General features: G+C 49.2%; 16 protein-coding genes. 5 read left to right on the forward strand and 11 right to left on the reverse strand.

Annotated elements, in window-relative coordinates:
* Positions 1 to 37 precede the first annotated feature (37 nt).
* The 6 genes from QMZ30_RS12015 to QMZ30_RS12040 all read right to left on the reverse strand — a co-directional run bounded on the left by QMZ30_RS12015 (position 38) and on the right by QMZ30_RS12040 (position 4,003).
* The gene (locus QMZ30_RS12015) at positions 38 to 931 is read right to left on the reverse strand and encodes an SDR family oxidoreductase (protein WP_283227555.1); all 894 of its coding nucleotides are present in this window, start codon (positions 929 to 931) and stop codon (positions 38 to 40) included.
* Positions 932 to 1,350: 419 nt separating this feature from the next.
* The gene (locus tag QMZ30_RS12020; RefSeq protein ID WP_283227556.1) at positions 1,351 to 1,713 is read right to left on the reverse strand and encodes a hypothetical protein; all 363 of its coding nucleotides are present in this window, start codon (positions 1,711 to 1,713) and stop codon (positions 1,351 to 1,353) included.
* A 376-nt stretch (positions 1,714 to 2,089) separates the two neighbouring features.
* Positions 2,090 to 2,356: a biofilm development regulator YmgB/AriR family protein gene (locus QMZ30_RS12025; protein ID WP_283227557.1), complete on the reverse strand. Its 267-nt coding sequence runs from the start codon at positions 2,354 to 2,356 to the stop codon at positions 2,090 to 2,092.
* A 503-nt stretch (positions 2,357 to 2,859) separates the two neighbouring features.
* Positions 2,860 to 3,177 (reverse strand): hypothetical protein, encoded by a 318-nt coding sequence (locus tag QMZ30_RS12030; RefSeq protein WP_283227558.1) that lies wholly within the window; start codon positions 3,175 to 3,177, stop codon positions 2,860 to 2,862.
* 39 nt (positions 3,178 to 3,216) lie between these two features.
* On the reverse strand, positions 3,217 to 3,621 hold the full coding sequence (locus tag QMZ30_RS12035; protein WP_283227559.1) for a hypothetical protein: 405 nt from the start codon (positions 3,619 to 3,621) through the stop codon (positions 3,217 to 3,219).
* A gap of 139 nt (positions 3,622 to 3,760) precedes the next feature.
* Positions 3,761 to 4,003 carry a hypothetical protein gene (locus tag QMZ30_RS12040; protein WP_283227560.1) on the reverse strand — a complete coding sequence of 81 codons (243 nt, stop codon included), beginning with the start codon at positions 4,001 to 4,003 and terminating at the stop codon, positions 3,761 to 3,763.
* A gap of 382 nt (positions 4,004 to 4,385) precedes the next feature.
* On the opposite strand from QMZ30_RS12040, the gene QMZ30_RS12045 reads away from it, so the two are divergent.
* A complete protein-coding gene (locus QMZ30_RS12045; RefSeq protein WP_283227561.1) occupies positions 4,386 to 4,625 on the forward strand; it encodes a biofilm development regulator YmgB/AriR family protein in 240 nt (79 codons plus the stop codon).
* A 208-nt stretch (positions 4,626 to 4,833) separates the two neighbouring features.
* Here the strand turns inward: QMZ30_RS12045 and QMZ30_RS12050 are convergent, their stop codons facing one another.
* Positions 4,834 to 5,061, reverse strand: coding sequence for a hypothetical protein (locus QMZ30_RS12050; protein WP_283227562.1), 228 nt, complete (start codon positions 5,059 to 5,061; stop codon positions 4,834 to 4,836).
* Positions 5,062 to 5,896: 835 nt separating this feature from the next.
* Here QMZ30_RS12050 and QMZ30_RS12055 point away from each other — a divergent pair.
* Entirely contained in the window at positions 5,897 to 7,060 is a 1,164-nt protein-coding gene (locus QMZ30_RS12055) for a diguanylate phosphodiesterase (protein ID WP_282997085.1), read from the forward strand.
* 101 nt (positions 7,061 to 7,161) lie between these two features.
* Here the strand turns inward: QMZ30_RS12055 and QMZ30_RS12060 are convergent, their stop codons facing one another.
* Positions 7,162 to 7,491, reverse strand: coding sequence for a hypothetical protein (locus QMZ30_RS12060; protein ID WP_282997086.1), 330 nt, complete (start codon positions 7,489 to 7,491; stop codon positions 7,162 to 7,164).
* Positions 7,492 to 7,677: 186 nt separating this feature from the next.
* Between QMZ30_RS12060 and QMZ30_RS12065 the strand changes: the two genes are divergently transcribed.
* The 3 genes from QMZ30_RS12065 to QMZ30_RS12075 all read left to right on the forward strand — a co-directional run bounded on the left by QMZ30_RS12065 (position 7,678) and on the right by QMZ30_RS12075 (position 8,697).
* The gene (locus QMZ30_RS12065) at positions 7,678 to 7,965 is read left to right on the forward strand and encodes a hypothetical protein (RefSeq protein ID WP_283227563.1); all 288 of its coding nucleotides are present in this window, start codon (positions 7,678 to 7,680) and stop codon (positions 7,963 to 7,965) included.
* 181 nt (positions 7,966 to 8,146) lie between these two features.
* Positions 8,147 to 8,413, forward strand: coding sequence for a hypothetical protein (locus tag QMZ30_RS12070; RefSeq protein WP_283227564.1), 267 nt, complete (start codon positions 8,147 to 8,149; stop codon positions 8,411 to 8,413).
* 86 nt (positions 8,414 to 8,499) lie between these two features.
* A complete protein-coding gene (locus QMZ30_RS12075) occupies positions 8,500 to 8,697 on the forward strand; it encodes a hypothetical protein (RefSeq protein ID WP_283227565.1) in 198 nt (65 codons plus the stop codon).
* Between the two features lie 139 nt (positions 8,698 to 8,836).
* Here the strand turns inward: QMZ30_RS12075 and QMZ30_RS12080 are convergent, their stop codons facing one another.
* From QMZ30_RS12080 to ycgZ, 3 genes are all read right to left on the reverse strand, one after another.
* Positions 8,837 to 9,103 carry a biofilm development regulator YmgB/AriR family protein gene (locus QMZ30_RS12080; protein ID WP_283227566.1) on the reverse strand — a complete coding sequence of 89 codons (267 nt, stop codon included), beginning with the start codon at positions 9,101 to 9,103 and terminating at the stop codon, positions 8,837 to 8,839.
* Between the two features lie 108 nt (positions 9,104 to 9,211).
* Positions 9,212 to 9,475 carry a hypothetical protein gene (locus QMZ30_RS12085; RefSeq protein ID WP_283227567.1) on the reverse strand — a complete coding sequence of 88 codons (264 nt, stop codon included), beginning with the start codon at positions 9,473 to 9,475 and terminating at the stop codon, positions 9,212 to 9,214.
* Positions 9,476 to 9,582: 107 nt separating this feature from the next.
* The gene (gene ycgZ / locus QMZ30_RS12090) at positions 9,583 to 9,819 is read right to left on the reverse strand and encodes a regulatory protein YcgZ (protein WP_058962400.1); all 237 of its coding nucleotides are present in this window, start codon (positions 9,817 to 9,819) and stop codon (positions 9,583 to 9,585) included.
* Positions 9,820 to 10,188 lie beyond the last annotated feature (369 nt).

A 10,188-nucleotide genomic window follows, 5' to 3' on the forward strand; every position in this document is an offset into this window, starting at 1 on the left:
CGCTTCCGGCCACGTTCTTCAAAAATCCTGCTGACACTCAGACCGTGCCGGTGCCGCCATCGGAGCACCAGACCTGACCGGAAGTAAAGCTGTTGGTGGTTTCGGCGAAGGTGACATAGAGAGGCGCAATTTCTGCCGGCTGGCCGGGGCGGCCCAGCGGGGCAGTGGCACCAAATTGCTCAACTTTTTCCTGTGGCTGGCCGCCGCAGACCTGCAGAGGCGTCCAGTATGGACCCGGAGCGACAGCATTAACGCGGATTTGCTGTTCACCCAGTTGTTTCGCGAGGGCTTTGGTGAAAGCCGCTATTGAAGCTTTTGTCTGAGCGTAATCCAGTAAAATGGCGCTCGGATCATAGGCCTGTACTGAAGTGGTATTTATGATGGATGAACCTGCCGGCAGATATTCCAGCGCCGCTTTGGTTATCCAGAACATCGCATAAACATTGGTCTTAAATGTGGCGTCAAAATCTTCCGTAGAGAGCGTACGAATGGATTCGTTAAACTGCTGACGCCCGGCATTATTAACCAGAATATCAAGACCATCTAATTGGCTGGCAGCTTCGTTAACAAGTTTCTGACAAAATTCTTCCGAACGAATATCGCCTGGGATAGCAACGGCTTTTCGTCCTTCGGCTTCGATTAGTTTTACGACTTCTGCGGCATCCTGTTCTTCATCCGGCAGATAATTAATTGCGACATCGGCGCCTTCACGCGCATAAGCGATAGCAACGGCACGACCAATGCCGGAATCGCCGCCTGTAATCAGCGCCTTACGCCCAGTAAGGCGTCCTGTCCCCCGGTAACTGGTTTCACCGTGGTCGGGACGTGGTTCCATTTTACTCGCCAGGCCAGGAACAGGCTGATGCTGTTTTTTAAACGGCGGCTTCGCATATTCCTGTGTGATGAGCGTTTTATTAGTAAATGAGTTCATCTGTATCTCCTTTTTGGTGAGTTAATTAAGCCTGGCAAAAATGTGATGTTTGTCACGCTGACAGACATCAAAATTATATTTATTTATAAGCGCAGCGTAATTCTGCTAGGATATTGAACAACGCTAATGAATAAGGCTGAGCGTATTGAACACCAGAAGAAAGATGAGAAGATTCTTAATGAGGGTGTCTGACTAATAAATCAAATAATAAATGTTCAGGATTTTGCCCGTTAATCTGTTCACCTTAAAGGAAAGCGCCACCCGTCAAATTAAATGTCTGGTTCTGAGTGATTTTTAATCGAAAATCAGACGCGCTGTGACTGCTCCCAGGCGCGACGGATGCCCGCACTACGGATGCCCGCACTGTACCGGGCCCCCGAATGGCCCGGAATCATGCGCTTCTCTCAAACAGGGACTGATTAGAATCGTATAGAAGGTGTTCTGATCAGTTTATCCGTCGGATAATAGTTATCATCACCATCTTTATCCGGTCGCAGGTATCCGTTTTCCGCCATCGAGCGGGTCATGTCGGATAAATCAGAAAACAGCGCTTCTCTGTTGTTATCATTAATAATATATCTGTCCAGTTCAGTGATCACATCATCTGTGCGATGGCTGAAGTTAATCCCGGGAGCAAGTGCGTGGAGTAATGAACCGCAGGCTTTGAGATGCCAGTTCAGCGTTAACTGTGGCCGGCATTCTGCGTGTTGCGGAAATTTACTGAGACAGTGTCCCCGAACGATCTTGTAGACCTCATCAAAACTGACTAACTGGTTTTTCACTTACCCTCCGGACAATCCATGACAACGTGCAATTCTAACCGCTGGCTGTCAGCTCATATTTAACTCACTGACAAGTTCACATTGATTTAAAAACTTTACGCTGCGTTTAATACTCCTTCGAATATAGCAGAGTATTAAGGCTGCTAATGAAAACCCGTATCGGGAGATATAACGGGTCATTACTTTCTCATTTCTGTCTTAATAACATTCAGGGTAAACCAACCTGTCTGCAGATATTTTTTTGTGTGGAGATGTCGGTAACGATTAAGGCGGTGGCGTGACTTTTTTGCGCATCCTGCTGACGTATACCAGCGGAAGCGTTCGTTCAGGAACAGGAAGTCTGTCAGAACCCTTCCGCTGCTTTCATCACCTGTAATCAGTCATCAGGTGTGTGTCCGACAACGATTTCAAGCGTCCTGCGAAGTGTGTCTGCCTGCCTGTCGCTGCACGCTGACTCAAGTTCCCTGATGAGATGGAGGATGAGGGATTTATTGGTCACGCGACCCTCAGCGACCAGTACGCTGCATATCACCTCATTCAGTAAAGCGGCTTCGTCTTTGGCCTCGGGTCCCGCGCTGCGCATGAAACTGGCCAGTCTGGTGTCAGTCAGTGCTGAAAGGATGTCGTCATTGTTCTGCATCATCTTGTTCCGGTTAAGGTTTACTCCAGAAAAATTATAACCAAGACGGCATAAAATGCGCGGTGCCCTTCTCTTGTGAGGGTCACGTTCAGAGTTTCGCCAGAGTCGCACGGGTGGCCAAATTAACGGGTCCCCGAATTTGTTTTAATGATGGCAGACTGGGAAGCTGAAGCTGTGTCTGACGTCAGTCAGAATTAATCCTTTACTTCCCGTACTCATCTTGAGATGCCGATAGTGATCGTTCAGGATTCAGGAAGGCCTGCTTCGGGAAGCTAGCCGCTGATGATTAAACAGCAGATATCGGTATATCTGATTTCATAGGGTGACTAGCGCCTGCCTGAGTCGTGATCGGTCCCGCAACGCTCACAGGGTTCCGACCGCCAGGTTAACTATCAGTCGAAGTCATGAGGCATGGATATGTCAGGGCACAGTGAAAGGCTGATACAACACCTGCGACGCCGTGAGGCGTAGTAATGTTCGCTGCCCTGCCAGACAGCGGGTACAAGTCATTTCAAATCATCTGTCACGAGGTCAGCCAGAAGTGACTGATCCGGGCCACACAGCATGACGGGCAGGTCTTCACGACATTTTTGCCTGAAACTCCACTTCATCAGCGGACTGATCCCCGCTCCACACCACATCAGGTGGTGCTTATGATGTTCTGAGGCACTGGCGGGATAGCCTGTCACGTCCGGCCATACCTCTACCCGGCAACCCTGTCCGGTGAGGCGGATCGCTTCCATCCATATCTCCGTGGTGTCATCATCGCTGACGGCTTCCAGGAAAACCGGTACGGCATGACGACGGTGTGCTGCGTTGATCATGGAGCAGGCAAGCCGCACGACTGCATTGTGAAAGCGCGCCTAACGTAACGGAGCGTCCGGTCTGCGGGCACGGCGTAGCATTATATTGAGCGGTCTGAGATAACAGTTTACAAAGTCATCGCCGCAGTAGTCGCTCCCCGTCTGGCGGATGCGATCCTGCAGACGCTCACTGGAAGGATCGTCCAGCTGAACATGCAGTTCATTCCGGCGCTGCTCCCAGCCGCTGGCAGGCGCAGGATACCCGTTCAGTCGCAGGCGTACTTCGCTCAGCGCATCGCCGGAGGCTGTCAGATTAAGAATCTGATAAATGTGCGTCAGCTGCGCATCGGTATATCCGTCAGGCATGGCGGGTGCGCCAACAAGGCCTGCGCGCCGCCAGTTACAAAGTATCCCCGGAAGTAAACCGGTCATTCCGCAGACGGTTTCGGTGGTGTGAGAGTTCATAGATGCCCCTTGTGGGGTGAATGGCCGCGGGCATTATTGCCCGGGAGAAAGATCAGTCTGCGCTCTCTTTATACAAAGTTAAACCCTGCAAACCTGAAAACCGCGCTATGTCAGTATTGGAGATATCAATAATTCCCTTTCATGGATAAACGCAGTACGTGGTGCGCATATTTTTTTCACGCACCACCCTATCCAGGGCCTGCCTGTCTTCTGCCAGAACATCGATACGTGCGTTAATGAGCGCAGAGAATCGCTCAGCATTATCAGCGTGAGGCGCATTCTGTTCAAGAATAGACAAGTTAAATTCACCTTCGCCTATAAGCCGCTTCAGCAGAGCGATGTGAATATCGAGCTCTGCGTTACAATACCAGATCATTTTCATTCGAACCTCACTTCAGGAGGCAAAACGAACCCTGTCTACCTGACGTTGTTAAACCGGACTGCAGGTAATTATTCAGGATGAGTATTTCATTTTTTCTATAAAATAACGAACTACTTTAATTTATGAGTTTTTGTCCTTTTTATAACGTGCATGATAAATAAGCGAGGCGGAGCGGACCCAATGCAAGTCATTGAAATATAGTGAAAAATATCGTTACTCCCCTTGAGTCAGGCTTAATAATTTAAACTTATAAGGCCCATATCTGACATGCGACATATAAGGTATTATGAAAGCATGTTTTGAAACTAGAATCTTATCTGTACATTATTTATGAGTTCAATTACGTTTCGCACTGTGAAATGACGATTACGCAGGAATGATGATGCGACAGGACGGCTTACCCCCCGGAAAAGAAACGGGGCTGCCCGGCTATTTAAACCAAATTACCGATCCGGTTCAGATGGAATTGCTGGGGAATATTACCGTCGAAATACTCAGGCAGGATAGGCGCCTGACCCGTACTGCAATATGCCTTAAGCTTGTAGGCCGGATTGACGCGACTCACGATCCGGAAGAGGAAAGGCATTTACGCGCGCTTCTGGGCATGCTGTTTAAAAGTTAGCGTAGCATCTCAGCATGCAGATGCCAGACCTGAAAGACCGGTACGATTAAAATGCTGATACGATGAAGAAAGTGTCGTCCCTGACATTTTCTCCGGCCGGTTCACGCGATGGCGCAACCGATGAGGTCGTTCACGTTGTCGTTTTCCGGCCAGAGCCGGACTACGTCTCCTGGCGTCAGTTCTTCTCGTCGTTCAGGCCTGCAAGCGTCTACAGGTATGGCACATGGCGGAAGGCCTGCTCCGGCTCATGAAAACTTCTCAGCCAGCTGGTGGCCTCCGAAATTTCAGTGAGCCTCGCATTGCTGCCGCCTGCTCTGGCCATGAAACCCAGTTCCGCAATGAGAGACTCAATGCTAATCTCCCGCTCGCTGAGTGCAAGGCTAAGTGCCGCTTCGCCAATGATGACGTGCCCTTTCCCGTCGTGTTGAATAGACAAATTACTCCCTCCATTAACGTTAATAACAACCTCACCACCAACTGTAGGCAATACAGAAGATTTTGCCGGGATAAAATTCCGAAACAGAATAATTGATTAATTTTCAAAAAATTTGAGTTAAGTCGAGTGGTTTGTCGATCCGCTGCTACACTCCTTGCGCTAGTTGTGAAATCTTTTTGTATGAATTGAGTTATTGACCCCGTGGTGAAAGCCCAGGGGTCTTTTATCAGGATTATTTGCCCTGATTTCATACCCCTTTTTGGTCCCGCTCCCCCTCCCCCTTTCAATGACGGTGGCGAATCGTCAACAATCAGCAGTTTTGAGTATCGTTATTCTTTATATACTGCCTAACATAAAAAGGAAGTTTAATCATGATTATCCTGTAACTAACGTAAATAAATGGTCGAGACACATTACTGCGAGATAACTCTCTGAAAAAATCGGTAAATAAATTCATCTAAATGGAGTGGTGAGATTTTAATATTTTTTCCTAAAGTGAAGAACGGCAGTCATGATCTTTTGCCCTGGCTTGCTATTGAAACTATATGCCCGGAAAGAAGGTTTATAAAATCTTAATCGAAAGGCATTCCTGTTCATCTTAAACCAGGTGTAAGTATTATCACTTTTCCGATTTTAAGGGGAGTTATGATTGGTTTTCAGGTGTTGTTGTCACGCTTACCGCAATGTTTCAAATGTTTATTCTTTTGGAGAGCTCAACAGCATCGCTGCATAAATAAATAATCTTTTAGCTTGCGCTCCGCTAATAATAAGGTGTCCGTAAAGCATACAGACTGCTATGGTGTGCGTGGACAATCATAATTAAGCGGAGCAGAGCATGCTGACAACTATAATATACAGAAGCCATATTTCAGACGATGTACCCGTCAAAATTCTGCCGGATATGGTCAGCCAGGCGAGCGGTTTCAACGCGAGTAGGAACGTCACGGGTATTCTGCTGTTCAATGGCACGCACTTCTTTCAGATCCTTGAAGGGCCTGAAGCAGGTGTACAGGAAGTTTATGCGCGGATCTGCTCGGACAGGCGCCATCATAACGTCGTGGAACTGATGCGGGATTATTCTCCCTCACGTCGGTTCGGTAATGCAGGTATGGAGCTCTTTGATTTGAGAACACATGCTCAGGAGACCGTGTTGCAGGCGGTACTGGACAGGGGTACCTCCCGCTACCGGCTGACTTATGACGATCGCGGACTCCAGTTCCTGAGAACCTTCGTCGAATCGCGCGAGAAAGAAAACTATTTCGAAGTGCTTCCTCCTGACTACTGGGAGTTTGTTCCGGCGGACAACGATCCCGTTACCTACGGGGATAAGGGCATCAGCTTCAGACCGGTAGTGGATCCGCTGGGTCGTGAAGTGACAGCTATTGAAGCTATTCCTGACAGATTACAGGACGGCCTTAACGATGATGAGCGCTATGAATATGACCTGAGTGCAGTATGCCTTGCGCTGAAAAAAGCCGGCAAAGCCTGCCCCGACGGGATCCCACTTTATGTCACCATTCTGCCCATGACGCTGGTAGCGATTCCGGGCGCTGTTGGCCAGATTGTCAGTGCAATTGAGTCCGCAGGGCTTGTGCCTGAGCAGGTAATCCTAGGGGTCAGTGAAAGAGAAGTCATATCGCAACTGGACGAATTCACGCGCGCCATCCGCTATCTCAGACAGGCGGGCATAAGCATTTCAATCGATAACTTTGGCGACGGTTCTGCAGGACTTTCTCTGCTGGCAACCGTTCAGCCTGACAGGGTTCGCATTGACGCCGGTATCATCCGCCATATTCACCGCAGCGGTCCTAAGCAGGCGGTTGTCCATGCCGTTATCAGATGCTGTTCAGCGCTTGAAATCAATATCATAGCCGCTGGCATTGAGCATCCGGAAGAGTGGATGTGGCTGGAAGCCGCAGGGATCATCGATTTTCAGGGGAGTCTGTTTTCCCCTGGCGGTGCTGCTGTTGCCTGGCCCGAGTCCAGAGAAGCGATGTAATCGTCATCAGATATCAGGGACTTTTCCGGGTAATTTCCCGGAAGACGTCCGGTCACTGCCTGCTCTCGGCTGCTGGCTTGTCTATAGCACACGAAATAGAGTTAAACGGATCTTGCCGCAGCACTCTGCTGAGGCGTTCTCCCTCTTACCCTTGCAAGCGCTGCAGAGGATTTATCCAGAATGCTGTTGCCCGCTAGCTTCGGCTGAACCTGTGTCCTTTTTCTGTTGACCTTATCAAGCCAGCTCCGGAAATGCCCCGTCATCGCGCTGGCATGTTGCTGATCAGGAGTACGGTAAATCAGTAACCGGCTGACCGTCTGATGGCTCTGGTCGAGAAGATAAATTTCATATCCCCCATCCCGATTTTCGCATTCAATTGCTGTGAAATGCATAGCTGGCCAGCGGTTAACCCGCTCCAGAAACTCGCTCATTATCATAATTATTCCTATTCTAATTATTCGCAGGCTTTTACTTTTTTCACTGGTCCGCCCAGATTAGTCGCAGACTGAGGCTTTGCAAGTTTCAGGGCCGTTAAAAATTGTAAAGATATGGGGACTGATGCCGGTCAGGTTTTGAAAAGCCTCTCGGGTCCACTGAAAATTTGCAGGAGCAACTGAATGATCAGTAATAAACGTCTGCAGCGCATCGCTGAAAATGACATTGATTACGTCCCCGAGGTCAGGGAAATGGCCCGGGAAATTCTGGATTACCGGCGCGCGCTGTCAAAACCCTGGGCCATCATTGAGCCACTGGGCTCAAAGTATGTTGAGGACGGGAAAGGCGCCATGGTGTGGGCCGCCCGTTACAGCGGCCGTCATGACATCCCTCTTTACCGGCTGGATGCTGATGCGCTCCCGGCTGACGTAAAAAGCGCTAAACCCGCCGGAAGGTCTGATGAAACTTAAAGTTAACCTGGTTCTGATTCAGCTTAGCCAGATGGTGTATTCAGATACGTGCAGGATAACTTCTATTAAAAAATGAAGTTCATTCGCGGGCATTGCGTTACCGGCACCCCTGATTCCGGTTGTGTTCCGGGAGGTTAGACCTGTGATAAAATATCCGGATGTTTTACCTGCCGGATAATTTATGAAAAATACACCTGAAGATGATAAGACGGAAATTCTCATCGGCGAAGCCGTGACCGAGCTTCTTGAAACCCGGGCGGCCATTTCATGGAACGCCCTCCTGCAAAAATTGCAGTTGGCGATGAATAAAGAAACCAGTGAAGTCCGGAGTCAGGCCATTCAGCGTGCCATTGATGAAGTCAGGCAGGAGATGCAGTTAAAATTCGGAGGAAACGAAACCAGGCCGGGCTCCGTGCAGAATGAGACAACACGTTCCAAACTGCACTGATGCACTTTCAGGCGTGGCCGCTTCGGTTTCTGTGGGCGGGGTAATTTGATAGACTGTATATCTATCCAAATACGGACGGAGGTCATGTGAATAATGACGACGCCGCCGAAGATATCTACGCCGTCATCGGGACGGTAGTAGCACGCCTTCTAAAGCCGGGTGAACACCTCACACTTCACGAAATAACAACGGCTCTTCACGCGATGAGCGAAACAGATGCTGGTCACGATGTGCGTAATGCGTGCCGGGCTGCCATCAGAATGCTGGCCCGCCAGATGCACTGACGTTAGTTTTCAGCGTGTCGTCAGACCATTACGTCAAGGCTGGCGAGCGCGAGACTCTCATGTTTAATGAACAGAATCTTTACACCTGCAGCAATAAATCGCCAATCAGTCATTTTTACTTAATTTCACGCCGTTAATGCTATGCCCTTTCACTTTCGGGCGTACGGCCCAGCACAATTTCCAGCGTATTGCGCAGCACATCGAGATGAACAACGTCAGTTTCATTCTCGATTTCGGCAACGAGGCACAGGATAAGGTTTTTAGTCGTTACCTTTCTGCCTTCAATGACGATGCTCCTGATAACCGCATCCAGCACCTTCGTTTCGGCAGACAAGTCGTCTCCCGCATCGCGGAAGTGGTGAATGATCGCTGCTTCGGTGGTCTGGATGTGGGTAGACTGCTGCATTTTAATTCCATATTCCTTTCGGAAGTTAATGAGTTTTGAGATAACGGTTTACGAGCCGCTTTCTCTGAAGTCCCTGTGGTTTGCAAAATACTGCTTTGCAGTTAAGGGTTAATCCTTGTCACCGGCCCCGCTGGGTGCAAAACCGGCTAACAGTGACTCAGCGGCATGTTCACTCTGTGAAATCCTGGGGGCTATTTCTTCGAGAGCCAGCTTCAGGGCTGATGTCCGTTCCGGCACCGCCTCATCTGCCATCATCTTTTCCAGGTGCTCTTTGAGCGACCGTGCGCTGATTCTGCCACCCGCGCAAAGCAGTTGGACGCTCGCCTCACCAAGAACAATATCTTTGAGTTTGCTGATGTCGTAGTTGCTCATTTCCGCCTCTACGGTTTTGACCACTCAGGGTAAAAAAATTAAGACACCACGCCGGGTGTCTTGTCTGATGTACAGTTATCAAATCGGTATAACAGGCGCTCACGGCCTCAGAACAGCATGGCAATCAGTGACTGATAGTGTCGCTCTTCATGCGCGCTCGCCGCATTTTCAAGACGCTTCAGTAAAACCGAGCAGATCGCTTTGCGATTTAGGGTTTTACCGGCCTGAAGAATTTCAACCACGACCTGCCCCATTGTCTCCTGCTGGTTAGCGTGTGCTGAAATGTTATGAAAATGTGCAATGTCGCTGGCAGTATCCGGGTGTGTATTAACGTTCTGACGCATGGGCAACCTCTCAGATGGTTAAAATTTATCGGCTCTGTCTGAGCGTAAAGTTATACAGTCACTTCAAACTTGTACACGGATTGTGTTTTGGTACAGGTGTGTTTTTGTTGCATAAAGTGCTATTTCTTAATTTTCATTAAGTTGCGTGCCATCACTTTTGTTTTAGTTCTGTGTTTATTTCACGAGCTTAGTTGTACAGAATTAGGTGCCTGTAGGAAAAATGTAGTTCACAAAGATTCCTAAGATTTACCTCTTTTGGCCGTGTAGTCCGCCCCGCGGGCTGGCCTTAAAGGCCCGGCGGGGGTTTTGCCGGGACGGTGAAAGCGTCGGCGAAGCCGGCAGCAGCCGTTGACCTCAGCCATCAGACCC

The sequence above is a fragment of the Pantoea sp. EA-12 genome (assembly GCF_030053355.1).
Classification (GTDB): domain Bacteria; phylum Pseudomonadota; class Gammaproteobacteria; order Enterobacterales; family Enterobacteriaceae; genus Pantoea; species Pantoea vagans_C.

Coding starts and splice junctions, on each gene's coding strand:
- QMZ30_RS12060 (WP_282997086.1), bottom strand. CDS start 7,491: ATGAGCGAGTTTCTGGAGCGGGTTAACCGCTGGCCAGCTATGCATTTC.
- ycgZ (WP_058962400.1), bottom strand. CDS start 9,819: ATGCGTCAGAACGTTAATACACACCCGGATACTGCCAGCGACATTGCA.
- QMZ30_RS12035 (WP_283227559.1), bottom strand. CDS start 3,621: ATGAACTCTCACACCACCGAAACCGTCTGCGGAATGACCGGTTTACTT.
- QMZ30_RS12025 (WP_283227557.1), bottom strand. CDS start 2,356: ATGATGCAGAACAATGACGACATCCTTTCAGCACTGACTGACACCAGA.
- QMZ30_RS12055 (WP_282997085.1), top strand. CDS start 5,897: ATGCTGACAACTATAATATACAGAAGCCATATTTCAGACGATGTACCC.
- QMZ30_RS12030 (WP_283227558.1), bottom strand. CDS start 3,177: ATGATCAACGCAGCACACCGTCGTCATGCCGTACCGGTTTTCCTGGAA.
- QMZ30_RS12065 (WP_283227563.1), top strand. CDS start 7,678: ATGATCAGTAATAAACGTCTGCAGCGCATCGCTGAAAATGACATTGAT.
- QMZ30_RS12080 (WP_283227566.1), bottom strand. CDS start 9,103: ATGCAGCAGTCTACCCACATCCAGACCACCGAAGCAGCGATCATTCAC.
- QMZ30_RS12085 (WP_283227567.1), bottom strand. CDS start 9,475: ATGAGCAACTACGACATCAGCAAACTCAAAGATATTGTTCTTGGTGAG.
- QMZ30_RS12040 (WP_283227560.1), bottom strand. CDS start 4,003: ATGAAAATGATCTGGTATTGTAACGCAGAGCTCGATATTCACATCGCT.
- QMZ30_RS12045 (WP_283227561.1), top strand. CDS start 4,386: ATGCGACAGGACGGCTTACCCCCCGGAAAAGAAACGGGGCTGCCCGGC.
- QMZ30_RS12070 (WP_283227564.1), top strand. CDS start 8,147: ATGAAAAATACACCTGAAGATGATAAGACGGAAATTCTCATCGGCGAA.
- QMZ30_RS12015 (WP_283227555.1), bottom strand. CDS start 931: ATGAACTCATTTACTAATAAAACGCTCATCACACAGGAATATGCGAAG.